Raw genomic sequence first — 21,310 nt, forward strand, 5'->3', positions numbered from 1 at the left:
GCAAAAGGGTAGACTGGGCGCCCTACGCGTCATCCTGTACACGACACGATTGCCCCAGAATGGGGGCGCGCACCGTACGAACGCTAGCGTCCACTCCACACTTTCAGGTCAGTTCCAATGCACCCTGCCGCCGAACACTCCCCGCTGGGCAAGTCCAGTGAATACGTCGCCACCTATTCCCCGGAGCTGTTGTTCCCGATCCCACGCACCGCCAAGTGGGCGGAGCTGGGTGTCACCGCGCAGACGCTACCGTGGCAAGGTGTGGATTACTGGAATTGCTTCGAGCTGTCCTGGCTGCTGCCCTCGGGCAAGCCCGTGGTAGCCATAGGCGAGTTCGCCATCCCGGCTGATTCGCCCAACATCATCGAATCGAAGTCATTCAAGCTTTACCTGAACTCGTTGAACCAGACCGTTTTTGCGGGCATTGAGCCGTTGCAGGCGTGCCTTGAGAGGGAGCTCTCGGCGGCCGCCGGCAAGGCGGTAGGGGTCAAGGTCAAAACGCTGGAAGAGGTTGAGGCCCAAGGCGTGGTCGCTTTGCCAGGCACCTGCATCGATGGGCTGGACGTGGCTATTTCCAACTATGCGCAGCCGCAACCGGAGCTGTTGCAATGCGATGCCCATCAGGTGGTCGAAGAGACGCTGCACAGCCATTTGCTCAAGTCCAACTGCCCGGTCACCGGACAGCCTGACTGGGGGAGTGTGGTAGTGGCCTACAAAGGCAGCGCGCTTGATCATGCCAGCCTGCTGACCTACCTCATCAGCTTCCGCCAGCATGCGGACTTCCATGAGCAATGCGTGGAGCGCATCTATCTGGACCTGAAAAATCTGTTGCAGCCTGAGCACTTGACCGTTTATGCCCGGTATGTGCGCCGAGGTGGGCTGGACATCAACCCCTACCGCAGCATGGGGGAAATCGTCGTGAACAATGGGCGGCTGGCCAGGCAGTGACCGCCGCAGAGGTGCGCCTGCGTTGAACTGCAGCCGATCCTGACAGCAGGCCATGTGCTGTTCGCCTCTGGCCTGAGTGCGGGTCAAGACAGGCCACTGCGCTGCGCTGGGCGCGCAGCAGCCCGAGCGGTATGTTTCAGATACCCATGCTGTGCAGCGAGTTGGCAATGCTGCGCAGGGTGGCCGTCAGGTCAGGGTGGTCGGCTTCAAATCGCTCCACGGCGAGGTTCACACCGTCGGCCAGGTTGTTGTCAGGCGTGGCGTTTTCCAGCTTCAGTTGCGCTTCGATCTGGCGCGCTTCTTCGTGGAGCGCAGCCAGCTCTTCGTCCGAAAGTGGCACGTTGCGATCCAGTTGCTCGCGCAGGCTGTTGAGGCGCTCTTGCAATTCGCGGGCAGGCATTGGCAATTCTCCATCATGGGTTTGGCAAGCCATGGACCTCAGCGAGGCGGCAAAGGTTCTGGCCTGTATTGAGCGTAAACCCTTCGCCTTGGATTTGCATGACTGGCAGCCGCTGGGCTGTGTCTGTATTTCTCGCGTATCAACTGCCAAGCGATGATTTTCATCCACAAGGCAGGCGACCAATGGCTTTTCCGCTGAATCTTGCAGCCATCGCGTAGCACGACTGACGCAACACTTGGTCACATTAAACTTCATGGCTGCCGAAAGCTGTCTATCGGCCTGCAAAACTCTATACTGCCGCACTACAGCAGCGCGCCCGTTGCGCTTGCGGCCGATAATCCTGATGGAGAAACACTATGCGTAGGATCGGTGCCAGTGTGATCGAACGAGTCACCCAGGCCTGTGTATGCGCCAGCATGCTGCTGGCGCCGGTGGCGGCTACCCAGGCCGCGACCGAAGAAGACCCCTGGGAAGCGGTTAACCGCCCGATCTTCCGCTTCAACGATACCCTCGATACCTACGCGCTCAAGCCGCTCGCCAAGGGCTATGACACCGTCACGCCGCAGTTTCTCGAAGACGGCATTCACAATATGTTCCGCAACCTGGGCGATGTGACCAATCTGGCCAACAACGTCCTGCAGCTCAAGCCCCATGCGGCAGGGGTGGACACGGCGCGCCTGATCGTCAACACCACCTTCGGCCTGGCGGGGTTCTTCGATGTCGGCACCAAGATGGGCCTGCAACGCAGCGATGAAGACTTCGGTCAGACCCTGGGCTACTGGGGTGTACCCAGCGGCCCGTACGTGGTCATTCCGTTGCTCGGCCCCAGCACCGTGCGCGATGGTGTAGCCAAGTACCCGGACACCTTCACCCGGCCTTATCGCTACGTGGACCATGTCCCTACCCGCAACTCGGCCTTCGCCCTGGACGTGGTGGATACCCGTGCGAGCCTGCTGCCGGCCGAGAAGCTGATTCAGGGGGACAAATACATCTTCATTCGCAACGCCTACCTGCAGAACCGTGAGTTCAAGGTGCGCGACGGCGAAGTCGAGGACGATTTCTAACCCTACCGCATGGCCAGGATGCGCAGCCCGAACGTATGCTGCCCATCCGCCTGGGCCGCGATCCACACCACTTCCGCCGTGGCGTGCAAGCCTTCGAGCGACGGGTGATCAGACTCCAGGCGCACCTCCAGCCGATCCCCGACCTGGAACGGCTGAGGGGCTTTTACTTGCATCCCGCTACTGGACAGGTCGAGACACACGGCGGCGATGACGTTACCCTCGTGCACCAGGGTGACCGGCGTGTCGATGCGCATGCGGATGAAATCGCGTTTCTCGCTGTGGCTGGTGGCGGTATCGAGCATGCTGCATCCTTCCTGTGAGGTTACATCGTGAAGGTTTCTTATAAGTCTCGGTGATTTGCCCTGTAAAGCCGCTCAAGCGTACCGTTCGATGCTTGAAACCCCTGGCGGATGGGAGTACCGTCTGCGCCTTACACCGCATATCTCTCAGTTGCCGGGTAGGCTTTCTTGCCCTACAACTGCAAAGAGCCTGCGACCTGTTAAGAATTCCCGCAGCTGTTGGTCTGCCTTACCGGCTCGCTGCACAAACCCCAATCGGCGCCGTTCGCCCACATGCAGAAAACCAGTGCAACGCTGCTGATCATCGATGACGACGACGTGGTCCGTGCAAGCCTCGCCGCGTATCTTGAAGACAGTGGCTTCAGCGTTCTCCAGGCTGGCAATGGCCAGCAGGGGCTTCAGGTCTTCGAAGAACACCAGCCTGATCTTGTGATCTGCGATTTGCGCATGCCGCAAATGGGCGGGCTCGAACTAATTCGTCAGATCAGCGCGCGTGCACCGCAGTTACCCGTGATCGTGGTGTCGGGTGCCGGTGTCATGGCCGATGCGGTGGATGCATTGCGCCTGGGCGCTGCGGACTACCTGATCAAGCCACTCGAAGACCTGGCGGTGCTGGAGCACTCGGTGCGCCGTGCGCTGGATCGCGCCCACCTTGTGCTGGAAAACCAGCGCTACCGCGAGAAGCTCGAGGCTGCCAACCGCGAACTGGAGGCCAGTCTGCACCTGTTGCAGGAAGACCAGACCGCCGGTCGGCAAGTGCAGATGAACATGTTGCCCCAGAGCCCTTGGCATGCGGGTGATTTTGCCTTCGAGCACCAGATCATCCCGTCGCTGTATCTGTCAGGTGACTTCGCCGACTACTTCCGTGTGGATGAGCGGCGCATTGTTTTTTACTTGGCCGACGTGTCCGGGCACGGCGCTTCTTCGGCCTTTGTCACCGTGCTGCTGAAGTTCATGACCACCCGCCTTCTGTTCGAATTCAAGCGTGGCAAAAACATGCGCGAGTTCCAGCCTTCTGAAGTACTCAGCCACATCAACCGTGGGTTGATCAACTGCAAGCTGGGCAAGCACGTGACCATGGTGGGCGGGGTGATCGATGAGGACACCGGGTTGCTGACCTATGCCGTAGGCGGGCACTTGCCGCTGCCGGTGCTGCACACGCCCGAGCACACCCGCTACCTTGAAGGCCGCGGCTTGCCGGTGGGGCTGTTCGAGGAGGCCCGCTATCAGGACCTGGTGATCGAACTGCCACCGCGTTTTAGCCTGAGCCTGATGTCCGATGGCATCCTGGACCTTTTGCCAGGTGATACGCTCAAAGATAAAGAAGCCGCGTTGCCTGAAATCGTCAGGGCGGCAGAGGGTAGCCTGGATGGGCTGCGTCAACGTTTTGGATTGGCTACGCTAGGGGAGATGCCGGATGATATCGCCCTATTGGTGTTGAGCAGGAACCTTCAATGAGTACCGGTAGAATCCAGTTCGCCGAGCAGGACGGTACCTTCGTACTGAAGTTCGTCGGTGAAGTGCGCCTGACCTTGTGTTCGGCGCTCGATGCAACGATCGAGCGAATATTCACCGCGCTGAATTTCTCGACCATCGTGATCGACCTGACCGAAACCGAAAGCATCGACAGCACCACCCTTGGCTTGCTCGCCAAGTTGTCGATCCTGTCGCGACAGAAAGTGGGTCTGCTGCCGACCGTCGTGACTACCAACCCGGATATTTCCCGTCTGTTGCAATCGATGGGGTTCGATCAGGTGTTCAACATTGTCGACCGCCCCATCCCATGCCCCGAATGCCTGTCCGACCTGCCATCCCAGGATCAGAACGAGGAGGTGGTGCGCGCCAAGGTGTTGGAAGCGCACCGTATTCTGATGGGCTTGAATGAGTCCAATCGCGAAGCCTTTCATGACCTGGTGAGTGCGCTGGAGCGCAGTTGACCCTGTTCGCTGCATTGTGACGGGCCAATGGCCGCTTCACCAGAAGTGGCCAACTACGCGGTAGCTGTAAGCGTGCGCTGATGGCAGGGCCATCAGGCAACATTGAGCAGGTGGCGCCTCTTTTTGACTAACAGCAGCCGGTGAACACGTGTCGTTTAGCTGCTGCGCTACCTGTACCCGGTGCAAGCCTACGAGGGCACAGGCTGCAGGCCAATGCCTGCGGCAAATCAAACCACCCTGAAACGGTGGGTGCCATCGCGGCCGAGCTGATCGACCAAGCCAAATTCCCAATCCAGATATCCCTGCATGGCCTCCCGGGGATTGTCCGTGCCTTCGTAAGGTCGTCGGTAGCGATCGCTACGCGGCACGGCAAGCCGTGACTCACCGCTCTCCAGCGGATTCCCGGCAGCGATCCACTGTGCAGTGCCGCCTTCAAGCAGGTAGACGGGCGTGCGCGTGAGGGCTTCGAGGTCACGGGCAGCGAAGCGTGCCAGCAGGCCGCTGCCGCAGGTCAGCACAAACCGGCTTGCCTGTGGCACGTTTTCCAAGACTTTCGGCAGTTGGGCACGGATGGCCCAATAGGCACCTGGGATGTGGCGATTAACGTAGTTGGCGCTGGTGGTGAAATCGAGCAATACGGTATCGCCTTCTTCCAACCAGGCTGCCAGTTGCTCCACCTCAACCGTGCTGACCGGTGGTAACGCTGGCAACGGTGGCTGCCACTGGCCGGTGGCGGTGAAGTCAGCAGCGTGCAAACCGTCGAGTACTGCCACCTGCCAGCCCATCTGCGCCAGCCACGAGGCCGTCATGTTCGCGCGCACGCCGTCGTCATCGACCAGCACGACTCTCGCGCCACGTACACTGGCGACGTGGTCGGTTTCCTGTACCAGCTGGCCACCTGGCACCGAGCGGCTACCTGGCAGGTGGCCTGCGCCATATTCCTCGGGCGTGCGCACATCGAACAGGTAAATGGTGCGGCTGGTATCAGCCTGCCATTGGGCAAGCCCGGCGCGGTCGATCCTCAGGACACCGGCACGGTCGGCCACTGCGCGAGCCTTGACTCCAGCCTGGGCCTGGGTGCCTGCCTCGACTTCGCTGAAGCGTCGCTGCTGGCCGTGGGCCAACTGCTGGCCCGCCAGCGTCCAGCCGATGGTACCGTTGCGCAGCGCTGCCACGGGGTTGGGGATGCCCGCATTGACCAATGATTGAGTGCCGATGATGCTGCGAGTACGGCCAGCACAATTGACGATCACCTGGGTGCTCGGGTCCGGTGCCAGCTCAGCCACCCGCAGCACCAGCTCGGCGCCAGGTACGCTGACACTGCCCGGGATGCTCATGGTCTGGTATTCATCGAAGCGGCGCGCGTCCAGCACCACCACGTTGGCTTCTTGCTCCAGCAACGCCTGTACCTGCTCGGCGCTCAGCGATGGCGTGTGCCGCACACTTTCCACCAGTTCACCAAAGGCCTTGCTTGGTACATTCACGTCGCGGAACAGCTCCCCACCTGCAGCCTCCCAGCCGGCCAGTCCCCCTTCAAGAAGCGCCACGTCGCTGTAGCCCAGTGACCGTAGCCGCTGCAAGGCTTCTGCTGCCAGGCCCTCGCCGTTGTCGTATACGGTGATGGCGGTGTCTGCCCGCGGCACTCTGGCCAGCACTTCCAACCCCAGTTTTGACAGGGGAATGTTGGCCGCAAACAGGGGGTGGGCTTGGGCAAAGGGGGCTTCTTCGCGCACGTCGATCAGGGCTAGCTCTTCTTGCGCCAGGAGGGCACGGCGGATGTCTTGGTAGTGGCGTGTGCTGACGGTGCTCATCGGGCAGGGTTCTCTTTGGACAGGTCCCAGATATTGGGCAGGTGGGCATTGGAGTAGCCGGAGATGAAGGGTTTTTCGCTTCCGTCCACGGTGTACACGGCGCGCGTGACGGCCCCGATGTTGGCGCCGTAGACGTGAATGCTGATCGACACCTGGTCGGCGAAGGCATTGCTGACTTGATGGATGTCCCCAAGGGCCGGCGATACCGCTTCGACCTGGCCAGGCTCTAGGCGTACCGGCGCGCCCTCGGTCTGCAACGCACCGTTTGCACCGCGCGCGAAACCTTGAGCGAGCTCAGCGCCACGCAGCATGCCGATCAGGCCCCAGACGCGATGGTCATGGATGGGGGTGCGCTGCCCGGGGCCCCAGACGAAGCTGACCACCGAGAAGCGTTGGCGTGAGTCACAGTGCAGCAGGTATTGCTGATAACGCTCTGGATCGGGTTGGGCAAGATCGACTGGCAGCCAGTCGTCATGGACTACCAATTCAGCCAGCAGATGCTTGCCCCGATCAAGCAGGGTTATCTCGTCAGGCTGTTGGTCGAGCAATGTGGCGAATTGGTCGATAAAGCGGCGCAGGCGCTCCGGGCGAAGGGGGTGGGGCATGGGTCAGGCTCGGTGGTCCAGGATTTGAAAGACCCTAACAAATCGGTAATATATTCGAAAAATGCAAAATAGTAATAACCTAATATGTAAATTGAGAATATAAAGATTAGGGGGTTCGCGCTTGCGCAAAAGATGAATCTTGCATGAGGTTATGCCTAAAGCGCATTTCACAAGCTGATATTTGCGCATTAGATTATAAAAAACTGAATGTTAATGCTTTGAAGCTATAACCTGACCACCGGCCAGACCGCACGCGCGGATCGCCTCACATCCCCTAATGGGTCTACGGAGACGAACGTGCGCTATCTCAAACACCTGACAGCCACCGTGCTGGCCACAACCTTCAGCCTCGCCGCCGCTGCCCAGGCGCTGGTCGTGGGCGATCAGAGCTACAATGCCCGCGCCGTCATGGAAGCCGCCGGCGTGCTGGACAATCTGCCCTATTCACTGGAGTGGAAGCAGTTCACCGCAGGCTCGCCGGTGGCCGAGGCGCTCAATGTTGGCAGTCTGGACATCGGCTTGCTCGGCGATGCGCCGCCGCTGTTTCTGGGCGCCCTGGGGGCGCCGATCAAGGTGATCGCCGTCAGTCGGCAGAACCTTGCGGGGGTGGCCATCCTGGTGCGCAAGGACTCGCCGATACGTAGCCTCCAGGATCTACGCGGCAAACGCGCCGCAATCTGGAAAGGTTCGTGGAGCCAGCAACTGCTGTTCAGTGCCTTGGACAAGGCCGGCGTGCCCCGCGATACCCTCCAGCTGCGCTACCTCAGTGCACTGGACGCCTCCCATGCGTTGGATGGCGCAGCTGTGGATGTGATCGCTACCTGGGAGCCCTATGTCACCCAGCAGGAGCGCCAAGGTGCTCGGGTACTGGCTACCGCCGAGGGTGTGATACCGGCGCAAAGTTTCGTGGTCGCCAACAGCCAGGCCGTGGAGCACAAGCGTGCGCAGATAGCCGACTTCCTCGAGCGCCTGAAAAAAGCCCGGGAGTGGGCTCTGAGCGACCCTGCCCATACCGGAGCCTATGCCGACGCCTGGGCTCAGCGCACCCGCGCCGATCGAGACATCGCCCGCGCATGGTTCGCCCGCGCGCGCACTGACCTTGCGCCACTGGACCAGCAGGTGATCGCCGACGCGCAGAAGACCGTGGAGTTCTTCGCAGGATTGGGCCTGATCAAGGCCTATCCGGCGGCAGACCTGTTCGACACCTCGTTTGGTGCGGCCTTGGCGGGCCACGCTTCGACCGCAATTGACTGAAGGTTCCCCATGAGCAAACGACAGATCAAACTCGGCGCGCTGACCATGGGATGCGGTGGTCCGGGGCGGCATAACCTGTGGCTTGACCCCGAGCTGCCCGCAGACGCCAGCGTCAATATTGATTGGTACATCGACATCGCTCGTCAGGCAGAGGCCGCGCTGTTCGACCTGATGTTCATTGTCGACAGCCAGTTCATCACCGAAGGTTCACCCTCGCACTACCTCAATCGCCTGGAGCCGCTGACGCTTCTGTCCGCGCTGGCGGTCAGCACTCGCCACATCGGCCTGGTCGGCACGCTTACCACGTCCTACAACGCGCCATTCAACGTCGCCCGCCGGCTCGCCTCCCTGGATCTGATCAGCAAAGGCCGAGCCGGCTGGAACGTGGTCACCAGCGGCGATGCCGGCACGGCAGGCAACTACGGCCTGGATGAGCACTATGACTACGACACCCGCTACGCCCGCGCCCAGGAGCATGTAGAGGTGGTGCAAGGCCTGTGGCATTCCTATGAGGAGGATGCCTTCCCACGCGAGCGGGCCAGTGGCCGTTTTCTGGACCCCTCGAAGCTGCATCGTCTGGATCACAAAGGGGAACACTTCTCGGTCGAGGGCCCTTTGAACATTCAGCGCTCGCCCCAGGGGCAGCCGGTGATATTCCAGGCGGGCGATTCCGAGCAGGGCCGCGACCTGGGCGCCGCCACTGCCGATGTGGTGTTCACCCACGCCGCCAGCATCGAGCAGGGGCAGGCGTTCTACCGGGACATCAAGGGCCGTGCCCAGCGCTTGGGGCGGGACCCGGAGCAATTGCTGGTGCTGCCGGGGGCGGAGATCTACGTAGGCGATACCGACGAAGCTGCCCGAGAGATCGAACGTCACTACCATCAGGTCGACCACAGCTTCGAACTGGCCCTCAAAGAGTTCGGGCGCAATTTTGGGTGGCATGATTTCAGTCAGTACGACCTGGACGCACCCTTCCCGCAGCAGAGTCTGGACTACGCGCGCAGCAGTTTTTACACCAACGCCAAGCGCATTGCCGACCAAGCCCGTGAGAAAGGCTTCAGCTTGCGCCAGGCGGTGGAATTCGGGCGTCAGCTGCGCCCGGGCGCGTTCGTGGGGTCGCCCTCGACCGTAGCGGCCAAGATGGCCGAGTGGTTCGAAGCCAGGGCCCTGGACGGTTTCAACATCTACATTGGGCACCCTGGGCAATTTCGCCGCTTTACCCAGCAGGTAGTACCGTTGCTGCAAGAGCGCGGGATCTATCGCACGGCTTATGAAGGCAGCACGTTGCGCGAGAGCCTTGGGCTGACCATCCCGCGTTTCAACCGGTAGACCCCAGACACCCACACGCGGGTATGGGATGACGCCCAGGCGGGTCGGGCACTGTTTGACAGCGCTCGAACCCGCGTACACCCTAGCCCAAGCGTGCCTGGCGCTGCGCCTCGAATCGCTCCACCTGCTGACGAATGCGCGGAATCAGGTCCTGGCCGTATTCCACTGCATCGCGCAGCTGCTCGAACCCCCGAAACAGGAACGTGCTCACGCCCAATTCGTAGTAGGCCAGCGCTGCCTCGGCCACTTGCTCGGCGGTGCCCACCAATGACGTGGAATTGCCGGCCCCGCCGCCCAGGGCTGCGATCTCGGTCCACAGCCGGGTGTCATGCACTTTGCGTTCCTTGGCGAGCTGAACCAGGCGCTCGGACCCTGCATTGCTCTTGCCGAAGTTCTTTTCGCGGCGGTTGCCTTGACGGATGCCGATAGTGTTCTGGGCGTCGGCCAGAATGCGCTCGGCACGCGCCCAGGCTTCTGCTTCTGTGGCGCCGAGGATCGGGCGCAGCGACAGGCTGAAACGAATGTGATGTTCTCGCCCGTAGCGGGCTGCAGCCTTGCGCACCTGTCTAATGCGCTCGCGCACTTGCGCCAGTGGCTCGCCCCACATCATGTACACATCGGCGTGCTTGGCCGCGACCTCCACTGCTGCCTCCGAGGCGCCCGAGAAGTAGACGGGTAATTTGCCGACGGGCTTGACCAGTGTGAGGTTGTCTTCAACTTGGTAATGGGTGCCGTGATGATCGAAGGCAGTGCGCTGCGTCCAGGTGTTGTGCATCACCTCCAGGTACTCGTCGGTGCGGGCGTAGCGGGCATCCTTGTCCAGATAGTCGCCGTCGCGCTGCAGGTCACCGCTGTCGCCGCCCGTGATCACGTTGATCGCGGCGCGGCCACCGCTCAATTGGTCGAGGGTGGCGAACTGCCGGGCGGCGAAGGTGGGCGCCTGAAAACCGGGCCTATGCGCCACCAGAAGGCCAATGCGGTCGGTCAGCGCAGCGACGTAGCTGGCCAGGATCATCGAGTCCGGCGCACTGGTGCTGACCGCCAGCAGCGCTTTGTCGAAACCGGCGTATTCCTGCGCCTGGGCGAATGCCTTGATAAACGCCAGATCGACAAGCGGGCCACGGGGCGCTTGCGATTCACTGCTTTCCTGAGGGCCGATCAGGCCGATGAATTCGAGGGTCATTGGGGTGATACTCCTGCTCCGGTGGGGAAGACGCCAAGCCATGTGGCTTGACAGGCGTTAGGTAGTGCAGTGGACGGGCGCGGCGCAGTGGTCAGATCGCTACCGGCAGCACGTTGCGCGAGTGCCCTGGTATGGCCTGGATCAGTGCCCGCGTGTAGGCGCTGGCGGGTCGGCCGAACACCTCTGCGGCCGGGCCCTGTTCGACGACCTGCCCGTGTTGCAGCACCAGCACGTGGTCGGCCATGCTTGCCACCACTGCCAGGTCGTGAGAGACCAGCACGTAGGCCATGCCCAGGTCGCGCTGTAGTTCTGAGAGCAGGGCAAGAATCTGTGCCTGCACCGACACATCCAAGGCACTGACCGGTTCGTCCAGCAGCAGTAGATCCGGCTCCAGTGCCAGGGCTCGGGCAATGGCCACGCGCTGGCGCTGGCCACCTGACAGCTCATGCGGCAGGCGATCCAGGAAATGCACAGGCAGGTGCACCTTGGCGATCAATTCCCGCGCCCTGCGCTCCAGTACCTCACCTTTGCCCAGGCCGAACGACACCAGCGGCTCGACGATGCTGTCGTACACGGTGAAGCGTGGATCCAGCGCGGCAAACGGGTTCTGTTGCACCAGCTGGATGCGCCTGCGTAAGGGACGCAGCTGCTGCCAACTCCATGCGCTGACAGGTTGCCCTGCCAATTCCACATGGCCTTGGCTCGGCGTTTCCAGCCCCAAAGCAATACGCAGCGCTGTGCTTTTACCCGAGCCAGACTCGCCTACGATGGCCAAGGTCTGGCCCGCGTGCACGGTAAGGTTCAGGTCATGCAGGGCGGTGAACGGGCTGGGCTGCCCAGGCAAGACAAAGCGTTTGCAGATGTTGTGCAGCCGAAGCAGGGGAGGCTTATCGGTTGGCAAGACGGCGCTGCGTCGCGACACGAAGGCGGGCGCTGCCGCCAGCAGTTCACGGGTGTAGGGCTGCTGCGCACCCCAGAGAATCTGCCTGGGCGAGGCGTGCTCGATGAGCTTGCCGTGCTTCATTACCAGCAGGCGGTCAGCACGGTCGCACGCCATGCCCAGGTCATGGGTGATGATCAGCAGCGAGATGCCGCGCTCGGCCGTCAGGTGTTGCAGGTGGTCGAGGATCCGCCGCTGCACCGTGACATCCAGGGCGCTGGTGGGTTCGTCAGCCACGATCAACTTGGGCTCGCCGGCCAGCGCGATGGCAATCAGTACCCGCTGGCGCATGCCACCGGACAACTCGTGGGGGTACTGGCGAGCGCGCAGCGCGGGCTGGTCCAGACCTACCTGGGCCAGCAGAGCCTGAATGTCTGTGGCCAGGCCGGGATAACGACGGCCTCGGGCCAACACCAGTGCTTCACCGATCTGCTGGCCGATGCGCAGGGTAGGGTTGAGGCTGACCATTGGATCCTGCGGCACCAAGGCAATGGTGCGCCCACGCAAGCGGCGCCTGGTGCGCTCGTCAGCCTGGGCCACATCGACCCCGTCCACCCACAACTGACCTTGATCGATCTGGGCGCTGATCGGCAGTAGGCCGAGCAGGGCGTTGGCGAGGGTCGACTTGCCGGAGCCAGACTCCCCGACAATAGCCAGTGTTTCGCCTTTGGCCAGGCTGAACGAAAGCTGGCTCACGGCCTGGGTGCGCTGCCCTGCAACGGCGTAGCTGATGGTCAGGTTGCGCACCTTGACCAAGGGTTGCTGGCTCATCGGGCATGCTCCTCGGCGCTACGCGCCAGGTGATTGAGGCTGAACACCACGGCCACCACGAACAGCCCCGGCAGCAGGGATACCCACGGCGCTGTAACGAGAAAATGGCGCCCGTTGGCGATCAGCGTGCCCCACTCAGCAGCGGGCGGCGCTGCGCCGAAGCCCAGAAAGCTGAGCCCAGCGGTGGCCAGGATCGCGGCGCCAAAGTCCAGGGTGGCCAGTACCGCCACCGGGCCCCACGCATTGGGCAGTACGTGGCGCATCAGGGTGCGCGTCCAACTGGCGCCGGCTAGGCGCGCCGCTTCGACGTACGCCAGCGATTTGATGCGCAGCACCTCGGCGCGGGTCGTGCGGGCGAAGCCTGGAATGATCCCGACACCCACCGCAACGGCCACGGGCACCGTGCCAAAGCCGATGGCCGTGACGATCGCCAGCGCCAACAGCAAGCCGGGTAGGGCAAGCAAGACGTCGATCAGGCGCATCAGGGCTGCATCCAGGTGCCCTCCGGCAAATCCCGCCAGTACGCCAAGGCCAAGGCCGCCCACCAGGGCGATGGCCACTGCCAGCAATGCCGCCATCACCGACAGGCGCGCGCCATACACCACCCGCGTGTACAGGTCGCGGCCCAACTCGTCGGTACCGAACCAATGCACCAGGTTTGGAGGCGTGAGCTTGTCGGCGGGTGCCGTGGCGTAGGGGTCGAAACTGGTGAGCAGCTGAGGTGCCAGTGCGGCAAATAAAGCGAACAAGACGATCAGCAGCGCCAGGCTGAAGCCAGGGCGGCGCAACAGCGGCGTCAAGGCGCGATGGACGCGCTGATACCGCGTGCGTCGTTCCCAGATGCGGCGTGTGCACGGCTCATCGCTGGTTGAGGCGGCGTCGGGTGCGATCAGGGGAATATCCATGGTCATCTCAGTTCACCTTGGCCGTAGGGGTGATGCGAGGGTCGAGGTAGGGGTAGAGCAGATCGACGATCAGGTTGACGAGCACGAAAGCGGCCGCCGATACCGCGACAATCGCCAGCACTACCGGTATGTCCTGACGCAGCACGGCTTCCTGGGCCAACCGGCCTACGCCATTGCGCGAGAAGATGGTCTCGACCAGCACGGCACCGGACACCGTGTTGCCGACCTGCAGGCCGATCAGGGTCAGCAGCGGCAGCGTGGCGTTGCGCAGGCCGTGGCGGGCCTGGACCTGGGCGCGGCTGAGCCCTTTGGCGAAGGCGGTGGTGATGTAGGGTTCCTGCCACACCCCTTGAAAGCCCCGCTGCAACACTTGGGCATACACAGCGGCGCTGGGTATCGCCAGGGTGATTGCCGGCAGCACCAGGCTGGCAAAACCTTGGCTGCCAGTGGCCGGGAACCAGCCCAGCGCGAAGGCGAAGACCTGGATCAGCAACAGGCCCATCCAGAACACGGGGATGGAAAAGCCCAGCGAAGGCACCCGGGCGAGTGCCGTCTTGAGCGGTCGCCATTGCAGGTAGGCGGTCAGGTAGGCAAGGCCGACCCCACCCACCACCGACAGCACGATGGCAGAGCCCGCCAGCGCCAAGGTTTGCGGCAAGCGTTCGGCCAGCAGCGCGGTAACAGGTCGCCCCAGCGACAGCGACTGCCCCAGATCACCGTGCAGGGCACGCCACAGCAGGTCGATGTATTGCTCGAACAGGCCTTTGTCTAGCCCATAGAAAGCACGGGCCTTGGCCAATGCTTCGGGTGACAGGCCATCGGCCTCCATGCCGGAGGCACTGAGCATGATCGTCAGGGTGTCGCCAGGCAAAAGGTAGAGGATGAAATACGTGATGGTGTACGCGCCCCACAGTACCAGCAGCGCCTGACCCAAGCGGGTGATCAGATAGCGCTTCATGGCTGGCTGACCTCGATGTCGCTGAACAGCGCAAAGCCCTCGGCGGTCCAGCGGAAATCCTTGACCCGAGGTGCGGTGGCGGCTTGCCAGACGCGCTCGTACAGCGGGAAGGCGGAGGCTTCGTCGATCAGCAGGTCTTGCAGCTGCCCGTAGGCTTGGGCCCGTTGCGCATCGTCAGTCGCGGTGATGCCACTGTCGAACAGCGCCTGTGCCCGGGTCAGGGTCTGCGGCTCGTAGGTATTGGTGGCCAGCGTGGCGCTGTTGGCCGAACGTGGGTCAAGAATCGTCTGCAAAATGATCGGGTCGGCACGGGTCATGTAGGTGGAAGTCAGGTCATAGCTGCCTGCTGCGTTACCCGCGACCCATTCGGCGCGGGTCAGTACATTGAGTTTCAGGTCAATGCCGACCTTGCGCAGTTGGTCCTGCACCAACACGTCACCGGCGCTTTCGGCCGGGGTGAGGTTGTAGCGCAATGTCAGGCGCTTGCCGTTCTTGTACCGGTAACCGTCTTTGCCCTTGGGCCAACCGGCAGCTTCGAGCAACTGTTCGGCGCCAGCCGGATCATAGACGAGCTTGTTGGCCTGGGGCTTGAAGTACGGCGTGGTGACGTCGTACACGCCGCTCACGACGGGGAACTGCGCGTTGTACACGGTATGCGCATAGCTGGTGCGATCGATGGCTTTTTGCAGCGCAAGGCGAACCTGTCGGTCAGCCAGCAAGCGGTTGTCACGGGTGTTGGGGTAGAGGTTCAACGCGGGGCCTGGCAAGGACCGGCTCTGGATGGTGGCGCCCTTGGCCTGGAACAGTTTGAGATCGACCTCCGAGAAGGGGTTGCGCGGCCACAGGATATCGGCCTTGCCCTGAAGGAACAGGCCATTTCGCACACTTTCTTCAGGGATGTAGCTGATGTTGATGGCGTCCACATGCGCAGCGCCCCGGTTATGTACGTTGGCCGAGGGCCATGCGTAGTCGCTGCGCTTGACCAGGCGGGCGCCCACTTCGGGTGTGTAGTGGTCGAGGGTGAACGGTCCCGTCCCGATGATGTTGCCCAATGAGCGCGCTTTGGCGGTCAGCTGGTACGAAGCTGGGGCGAGGATAGCCAGGTTGGTGGTGGACGTGGCCTGCAGAAAGCCTGCATTGGGTCGCGATAGCACCAGGCGCACGGTGAAGTCATCGACCACCTCGGCATGGTCGTAGCCTGCCAGGTAGGTAGCGCCGAAGGTGGCGGGCAACTGAGCCGCGAATGCCTTGTTGCTGTCGAAGGCTGCTTTGACGGCGTGCGCGTCAAAGCGCTCGCCATTGCTGAACGTGACGTCCTGACGCAGGTGGAAGGTGTAGCTCAGGGCGTCGGCACTGACTTCCCAGCTTTTGGCCAGCCAAGGGATGATCTGCCCGCTGTCGGGGTCTTGATCCGTGAGCGACTCAGCCACGTTGCGCAGCAGCACACGGTGCTCCAACCAGTAGACCTGGAAGGGATCGAGGCTGACCAGGGTGGTGTTGTCGCCCCAGAAGGCGATGTTGAGTGTTTTGCCAGCACTGGCTTCATTGCCAGGGGAGCAGGCAGTGAGGGCCAGGGTCAGGGCGCCGAAGGCAAACAGGTGGTGCAGTGGGGGCATTGCGTGGTCCTTCAAGGAGATGAGTGCGTCGGTGTCCGGCCACGCGCAAGGCGAGCCGGTCGCCACTGACAACGTGTCGATCGTCGGAACATGGAGGCGCCTGAGCGGGCGAGCTTGCCCCTAGCGCAGGCACATCCAGCCTGGAGCGATCAGTTCTGGTAGTCGCGGCTCTCGCGATCCAGTTGCCGGATCAACGCGTCCCAATGCCGCTGGATGCCTTCCCCCTTGCCATCGGAAAAGCGCTTGGATTGCTCATGCACCTTGGCAATGGCCGCCTGCGATGCATGCAGCAATTGATCGTTGCCCCCGGCCTGGGCGGCCACCTGAATATTGCAGGCACGCTCTAGCCCATGCAGTTCGCGAAATGCATGTTCCACGCTGATGCCCCCGGTCAGCAGCCCGTGGTTGCGCAGGATGAGGATGTTGCTGTCACCAAGGTTGGCCACCAGTCGCTGCTGCTCGTCCAGGTCCAGGGCCACGCCCTCGTAATCGTGGTAAACCACCCGGCTGTAGTACGCCAGGGCATGCTGGGAAATGGGCAGCAGGCCGGCGCGCTGGGCTGACACCGCTGCGCCGTCACGGGTGTGGGTGTGCAGCACAGCCTTGAGGTCGGGCCGAGCGCGGTGAATGGCGCTGTGAATTACATAGCCGGCTTGGTTAATGCCCAGGCCCAGCGGGTCGTCGATGATGGTGCCGTCGACGTCCACCTTGACCAGGTTCGAGGCGCTGATTTCGTCGAACAGCAAGCCAAAGGCATTGATCAGGAAATGTTCCTCCGGCCCCGGTACACGGGCGGAAAAGTGCGTGTAGATATGGTCAGTCCAGCGGAACAGGGCCGCCAGGCGGTAGGCGGCGGCCAGCTTGACACGCACCTCCCATTCTTCGGTGCTGACCCGGTCGCGCACGTTGTTGGCGGTGGGCTTGACGGCAGACAGTGAACTCATTGAGGTGTTCTCCGGTGATCAGTAACCACGGGCGGTGTCGACCAGATTGGTCAGGGGTGCTCGCTCGCGGTAGCGGTGGAAATTGGCGATGAAGGCTTCGAGAAACGCCGGGTAACCTTCATCGGAAATGGCCGAGGTGTGGGGCGACAGGAACACGCGTGGGTGGTGATAAAGCGGGTGGTCAGCGGGCAGCGGCTCGGGATCGGTCACATCCAGGCTGGCGCGGGCGATTACACCGCTGTCCAGCGCCTCCAGCAGCGCCTGCTGATCGATCAGCCCGCCACGGGCGACATTGATCAGGTGCAAGCCTGGGCGGGCCTCGTTCAGTACGTGCCGATCGATCAGCCCACGGGTGTCACGGGTGAGTGGGGCGGCCAGCACGAGGTGGTCGCTCTGTGCGAACAACTGTCGTAGATCGTTGGCGCGCTCCACGCCGCGCACCTGGGCAATGGGCTGTCCTGGGCGGCTCAGGGCCGTTACCCGCATGCCGAGCGCCACGGCCTTGTGAGCAAGGCTCTGGCCAATACTGCCGAAGCCCAGAATGCCTAAAGTGCGCCCGCGCAAAGGCGCCAGTGCAGTGAGGCGCCAGTCGGCGTCCTTGATCCAAAGGCTTGGCAATTGCTTTGCCGCGGCGAACATCAGTGCCAACGCGAACTCGGCCACTTGCTCGGCATTGGCGCCCTTGCCGCTGGTGACAGGGGGCCCGCCAAAGATCCATTCGGGGTAAAGATCGATGCCCGAAGACACCAGTTGCACCCACTTCAACCCCCAGGGCCACTGTACCGGCGGGCTGTCGATGCGCTGACCGCGCACATTGATCGGGCGCAGGATGAACACGTCGGCGGCCACTTCAAGGCTCAGCTGACCGGGAGGAACATCGATGACTCGATGACCCGGTAATTGCTTGCGCAGGTAGTGATTGGCCTGGGCGTCGAGGTGGCTGGCAATCGTTGAATGGCTCATGCCTGCACCTGCGCCAGTGCGGCTCGGCCGGCCTGACTGAACACGACGTCGTCCTGAGGAGTGTGGATGCGGCTGCAGAGCACGTCGCGGTAGTGCCGTTCCAAGGCATTGTGCCGCGAAAGCCCAGGGTTGCCCGCCGCTTCGACCGCCAGCGTCACGGCCTCGATGGCATTGGCGCCGACCAGCTGCTTCAGTTGCCCGGCATGGTGGGCTGCGGTGTGCCCGGCGACAGCGCCATCGAGCAGGCTCTGGTTGGCAAAGAGCAGGGTATTGATGCGCCCGATCGTCTGCTGAAAACGCGGCAGACTCGCCAGAGGTGCACCCAGGTTCGACGGTGTGCGCTGCGTGAGAAATGCCACCAACCAATCGCGCGCCGCCTGTGCCACCGCGTCGTAGACCGCTGGCAGCAGTACGCTCATCCACAGCAGGCTGTCTTCATCGAGTTCGGCTTTCGGGGCGTTGGTCGGGCTGACGCTGACGGCATGATCAAGCGGGATCAGCACGTCCTCGAAATGCACCTGATGGCTGCAGGTGGCACGCATGCCCAAGTGGTCCCAGTCCTCGACGATGCTGATGCCGGGTGTGTCGCGGTGTACCAGAAAGCCGCCTACCAAAGGGACAGCGTCGTCGCTGCGGCCCCAGACCAGGAACCAGGTCAGACCATGGCTGCCCGTGGAGTAGATCTTGCGCCCGCTCAGGCGCCAGCCCTGCGCCGTGCGGCGCGCCACGGTGGCGGGCAAGCCGCCGCGGGTCGGGGTGCCAAGTTCGGGCTCGACGCGCAGCGCATTGATCAGTGCACCGTGTTCCACGGCGTCGCGGGCGATGCGGTGACGCAGGCGTTCCGGCCAGTCTGCTGCCCGATGCGCACGGACATGCTGCAAGTACTGCATCACCAGGATAAGCCCGGTGGCCGGGTCGCCCTTGGAAACTGCGCTGATCACGCGGCGCGCGCTCGCCAGGTCCGCACCGCCACCGCCAAGGTGGCGCGGCACTGTGTAGGCGAGCAGCCCGTGGCGGTGCAGCAGGTCGAAATTGTCCTGAGGGAACCGAGCGCTGCGGTCATAGCGCTCAGCATTGGCCGCAAGGGCCTGCGTCAGCTCGGCGAGCGCGCTGCCTGAGGGGTGACTCATGGGTTTCATCCCTGAATGACGGTGTGTTCCTTAAGACCGTATTCGTATGGATGAACGCTGTAAAAGTCTTTTTGGTTCTATGCTAATTATCAGCCAATCGAATTTAATCCAAATTCAGTTATGCGATTTACGTATATCGTGAGCTGAGTTTCATCACCCTGATGATTCAGGTTTAGATCAACCAGGGTGATAGCAGCCCTGCAAACGTTGCCCGGCCACGTTGCCGAACAACTCTACCGGCTCCTGAAGATTACCCAGGTAGCGAGGATGAAAAAGCCACAGGTCTACCTGTGGCTTGAAATCACTGACGGTGAGTACATCGAGCGAATCGCGGTGCCGGCTGGCTTGCAGCAAGGGCTCCGGAACCAGCCCCAGCCCCTGACCATTTGCGACCAACCCCAGCTGTAACTCAGTGCCGAATGTCTCCAGGTTGATCGAAAGGCTCAGCCCTTGCTCGCTCAGGGCGCGTTGCAGCCCCGCGCGAAAGCCGCAGCCATCGGGGTTCAGTACCCAGCCGCGGGTGTAACAATCCTTGAGTTTGTAACTGCGTTTGCCCGCGCTACCCTTGGCCGCCACCACCTTCAGCGGCATACGTGCGATGGATTGGCTGGCGATCCCGTCAGGAAAGATCTTGCCAGGGGGAAACAACGCGGCGGCAGCGTCCAGTTCACCGTTGTCCATACGCCCGATCAGGCTGCTACCCCAGCCGCTGGTGACCTGGGTGCGCAGTTGTGGGTAGGCCTGGCGGATCTGCGCCAAGGCGTCGAGCAGCACCACGTCCCCCAGGGTCTGCGGAACGCCCAGGCGCAACGTCCCGGACGGGGCGCCGTCGTTGGCCACCAGTTCGCGCAACGAGTCGATCTCGCGCAGGATCGCTTTGCATTGTTCATAGACCCGCAGCCCCATGGGGGTAGGTTTGAGGGGCTTGGTGTTGCGGTCGAGCAGGGTCGCGCCAAGGTCTTGTTCGAAGTTCTGCACACGCCGGGTGATGGCCGGTTGGGTGACTTGCAGCGCCTCGGCAGCCAGGTTGGTCGACTGGCAACGCATGACGGCGACGAACGCGTCCATGTCATCGATTTTCATGATTCGGCTCTTGCCTGAACGGTAAAAAAATAAGGCATTAGCATAATCCCGATCAGCAGAAATGCCATGACCGATACTCAATAATTCAAAAATGCATATTAGGTTATTCCTAAAATCAATTTAAGTTATTAAAAAATAGTCGCTAGAGTCGTCCGCTCGGGCTGCACGACGCCGCCCCACAGGACGAAGAGGCGTTCCATGTCCATTCGAATGAAAGTATTGACCCTGGCGGCAGCCATCCTGTTGATGGGCCAGGCCAGCGCCTCGGAGCGCCTGACCCTGCGCATCGGTGATCAAAAGGGCAACATGCGGGCCCAGCTGGAGGCGGCTGACGCGCTGCGCGATCTCCCCTACGACATCCAGTGGGCGGAATTTCCCGCAGCTGCGCCCCTCGCCGAAGCGCTCAATGCCGGTGCGATCGATGCCGGCATCATTGGTGATGCGCCGCTGTTGTTCGTGCTCGCCTCAGGGGCGCCGGTCAAGGCGGTGGCGGTTGACAAGTCTGACCCCTACGGCACCGCGTTGCTGGTCAGGCCCGATTCGCCGGTGCGCACCGCGGCTGAACTCAAGGGCAAGCGCATTGCAACCGGGCGGGGTTCCATCGGGCATCATCTGGCACTCAAGGCCTTGGCCCAGGTTGGGCTGAGCGAAAAGGATGTGCAGTTGCGGTTTCTCGGGCCGGTGGATGCCAAGATCGCTCTGGCCAATGGGTCGGTAGACGCCTGGGCTACCTGGGAGCCTTACACCGCGCTGGCTGAACTCAGTGGGCAGGGAAGGGTGCTGGTCAATGGGCGGGGTCTTTCCAGTGGGAACAGCTTCCTCGCCGCTACCGACAAGGCGTTGAGCGAACCTGCACGGCAGGCTGCATTGCAGGACTACCTCAACCGCCTGGCCCAGGCGCAGGTCTGGGCCAACCAGCACCTGGACAGTTACTCGAAAACCCTTGCCGCTATCATCGGCTTCCCCCAGGACGCGGCCCGTCTGCAATTTGAGCGTCGCCACTTGCGCTGGCAGGTGATCGACCCCCAAACCATCGCCACTCAGCAGGAGACGGCCGATTTCTACCATGCCCACGGGCTGATGACTGAACGCCTTGAAGTGGCACCCACTTTCGCCAGCGGCTTTACCGTTCCCGAAAGCACCAAGCTGGCTGCGCAACCTTGACCCGGA

The 21,310-nt window shown here is 62.4% G+C and carries 20 protein-coding genes; 7 read left to right on the top strand and 13 right to left on the bottom strand.

Annotated features, from left to right (window positions below; all coding sequences use genetic code 11):
- The first annotated feature begins 117 nt into the window (after positions 1–117).
- Positions 118–948 carry an NADPH-dependent 7-cyano-7-deazaguanine reductase QueF gene (gene queF, locus ACF8R3_RS17640; RefSeq protein WP_392515955.1) on the top strand — a complete coding sequence of 277 codons (831 nt, stop codon included), beginning with the start codon at positions 118–120 and terminating at the stop codon, positions 946–948.
- Positions 949–1,084: 136 nt separating this feature from the next.
- Here queF and ACF8R3_RS17645 read toward each other — a convergent pair whose 3' ends face one another.
- The gene (locus tag ACF8R3_RS17645; RefSeq protein ID WP_023534264.1) at positions 1,085–1,348 is read right to left on the bottom strand and encodes a DUF4404 family protein; all 264 of its coding nucleotides are present in this window, start codon (positions 1,346–1,348) and stop codon (positions 1,085–1,087) included.
- A gap of 356 nt (positions 1,349–1,704) precedes the next feature.
- On the opposite strand from ACF8R3_RS17645, the gene ACF8R3_RS17650 reads away from it, so the two are divergent.
- Positions 1,705–2,412: a VacJ family lipoprotein gene (locus ACF8R3_RS17650; protein ID WP_058605700.1), complete on the top strand. Its 708-nt coding sequence runs from the start codon at positions 1,705–1,707 to the stop codon at positions 2,410–2,412.
- A 2-nt stretch (positions 2,413–2,414) separates the two neighbouring features.
- Here ACF8R3_RS17650 and ACF8R3_RS17655 read toward each other — a convergent pair whose 3' ends face one another.
- A complete protein-coding gene (locus ACF8R3_RS17655; protein WP_078478271.1) occupies positions 2,415–2,714 on the bottom strand; it encodes a PilZ domain-containing protein in 300 nt (99 codons plus the stop codon).
- Positions 2,715–2,984: 270 nt separating this feature from the next.
- Here ACF8R3_RS17655 and rssB point away from each other — a divergent pair, with 270 nt between their 5' ends.
- Both rssB and rssC read left to right on the top strand, forming a co-directional pair.
- Complete coding sequence (gene rssB, locus ACF8R3_RS17660; RefSeq protein ID WP_144967467.1) at positions 2,985–4,169, top strand: two-component system response regulator RssB; 1,185 nt, start codon at positions 2,985–2,987, stop codon at positions 4,167–4,169.
- Positions 4,166–4,648, top strand: a complete 483-nt coding sequence (gene rssC / locus ACF8R3_RS17665) for an anti-sigma factor antagonist RssC (protein ID WP_058639645.1) — start codon at positions 4,166–4,168, stop codon at positions 4,646–4,648. Before rssB ends, rssC begins: the two co-directional genes overlap by 4 nt.
- Before the next feature lie 227 nt (positions 4,649–4,875).
- On the opposite strand, the gene ACF8R3_RS17670 is transcribed toward rssC, so the two are convergent.
- Together ACF8R3_RS17670 and ACF8R3_RS17675 are read right to left on the bottom strand one after the other, a co-directional pair.
- Positions 4,876–6,459 carry a rhodanese-related sulfurtransferase gene (locus ACF8R3_RS17670; RefSeq protein WP_392515956.1) on the bottom strand — a complete coding sequence of 528 codons (1,584 nt, stop codon included), beginning with the start codon at positions 6,457–6,459 and terminating at the stop codon, positions 4,876–4,878.
- Positions 6,456–7,064: a cysteine dioxygenase gene (locus ACF8R3_RS17675; protein WP_392515957.1), complete on the bottom strand. Its 609-nt coding sequence runs from the start codon at positions 7,062–7,064 to the stop codon at positions 6,456–6,458. The genes ACF8R3_RS17670 and ACF8R3_RS17675 overlap by 4 nt, the downstream gene beginning before the upstream one ends.
- Positions 7,065–7,361: 297 nt before the next feature.
- Between ACF8R3_RS17675 and ACF8R3_RS17680 the strand changes: the two genes are divergently transcribed.
- Positions 7,362–8,318, top strand: coding sequence for an ABC transporter substrate-binding protein (locus ACF8R3_RS17680; RefSeq protein ID WP_197844232.1), 957 nt, complete (start codon positions 7,362–7,364; stop codon positions 8,316–8,318).
- Positions 8,319–8,327: 9 nt separating this feature from the next.
- On the top strand, positions 8,328–9,647 hold the full coding sequence (locus ACF8R3_RS17685; RefSeq protein WP_078478273.1) for an LLM class flavin-dependent oxidoreductase: 1,320 nt from the start codon (positions 8,328–8,330) through the stop codon (positions 9,645–9,647).
- Between the two features lie 82 nt (positions 9,648–9,729).
- Here ACF8R3_RS17685 and ACF8R3_RS17690 read toward each other — a convergent pair whose 3' ends face one another.
- The 9 genes from ACF8R3_RS17690 to ACF8R3_RS17730 form a co-directional block, all read right to left on the bottom strand.
- Positions 9,730–10,830, bottom strand: coding sequence for an LLM class flavin-dependent oxidoreductase (locus tag ACF8R3_RS17690; RefSeq protein ID WP_058605692.1), 1,101 nt, complete (start codon positions 10,828–10,830; stop codon positions 9,730–9,732).
- 91 nt (positions 10,831–10,921) lie between these two features.
- Complete coding sequence (locus ACF8R3_RS17695) at positions 10,922–12,541, bottom strand: dipeptide ABC transporter ATP-binding protein (protein WP_392515958.1); 1,620 nt, start codon at positions 12,539–12,541, stop codon at positions 10,922–10,924.
- The gene (locus ACF8R3_RS17700) at positions 12,538–13,452 is read right to left on the bottom strand and encodes an ABC transporter permease (RefSeq protein ID WP_058639639.1); all 915 of its coding nucleotides are present in this window, start codon (positions 13,450–13,452) and stop codon (positions 12,538–12,540) included. The genes ACF8R3_RS17695 and ACF8R3_RS17700 overlap by 4 nt, the downstream gene beginning before the upstream one ends.
- Position 13,453: 1 nt before the next feature.
- Complete coding sequence (locus ACF8R3_RS17705; protein WP_078478275.1) at positions 13,454–14,404, bottom strand: ABC transporter permease; 951 nt, start codon at positions 14,402–14,404, stop codon at positions 13,454–13,456.
- Complete coding sequence (locus ACF8R3_RS17710; RefSeq protein ID WP_196126725.1) at positions 14,401–16,020, bottom strand: ABC transporter substrate-binding protein; 1,620 nt, start codon at positions 16,018–16,020, stop codon at positions 14,401–14,403. Before ACF8R3_RS17710 ends, ACF8R3_RS17705 begins: the two co-directional genes overlap by 4 nt.
- A gap of 149 nt (positions 16,021–16,169) precedes the next feature.
- Positions 16,170–16,964 (bottom strand): class II aldolase/adducin family protein, encoded by a 795-nt coding sequence (locus ACF8R3_RS17715; protein WP_058605687.1) that lies wholly within the window; start codon positions 16,962–16,964, stop codon positions 16,170–16,172.
- Between the two features lie 18 nt (positions 16,965–16,982).
- Complete coding sequence (locus ACF8R3_RS17720; protein ID WP_392515959.1) at positions 16,983–17,927, bottom strand: D-isomer specific 2-hydroxyacid dehydrogenase family protein; 945 nt, start codon at positions 17,925–17,927, stop codon at positions 16,983–16,985.
- Positions 17,924–19,057 carry an acyl-CoA dehydrogenase family protein gene (locus ACF8R3_RS17725; RefSeq protein WP_392515960.1) on the bottom strand — a complete coding sequence of 378 codons (1,134 nt, stop codon included), beginning with the start codon at positions 19,055–19,057 and terminating at the stop codon, positions 17,924–17,926. Before ACF8R3_RS17725 ends, ACF8R3_RS17720 begins: the two co-directional genes overlap by 4 nt.
- Before the next feature lie 177 nt (positions 19,058–19,234).
- Positions 19,235–20,140 carry a LysR family transcriptional regulator gene (locus ACF8R3_RS17730; RefSeq protein ID WP_196127851.1) on the bottom strand — a complete coding sequence of 302 codons (906 nt, stop codon included), beginning with the start codon at positions 20,138–20,140 and terminating at the stop codon, positions 19,235–19,237.
- 198 nt (positions 20,141–20,338) lie between these two features.
- Between ACF8R3_RS17730 and ACF8R3_RS17735 the strand changes: the two genes are divergently transcribed.
- Complete coding sequence (locus ACF8R3_RS17735; protein WP_392515961.1) at positions 20,339–21,304, top strand: ABC transporter substrate-binding protein; 966 nt, start codon at positions 20,339–20,341, stop codon at positions 21,302–21,304.
- Positions 21,305–21,310 lie beyond the last annotated feature (6 nt).

The organism is Pseudomonas sp. FYR_7, from assembly GCF_043106155.1.
Lineage (GTDB): Bacteria > Pseudomonadota > Gammaproteobacteria > Pseudomonadales > Pseudomonadaceae > Aquipseudomonas > Aquipseudomonas parafulva_B.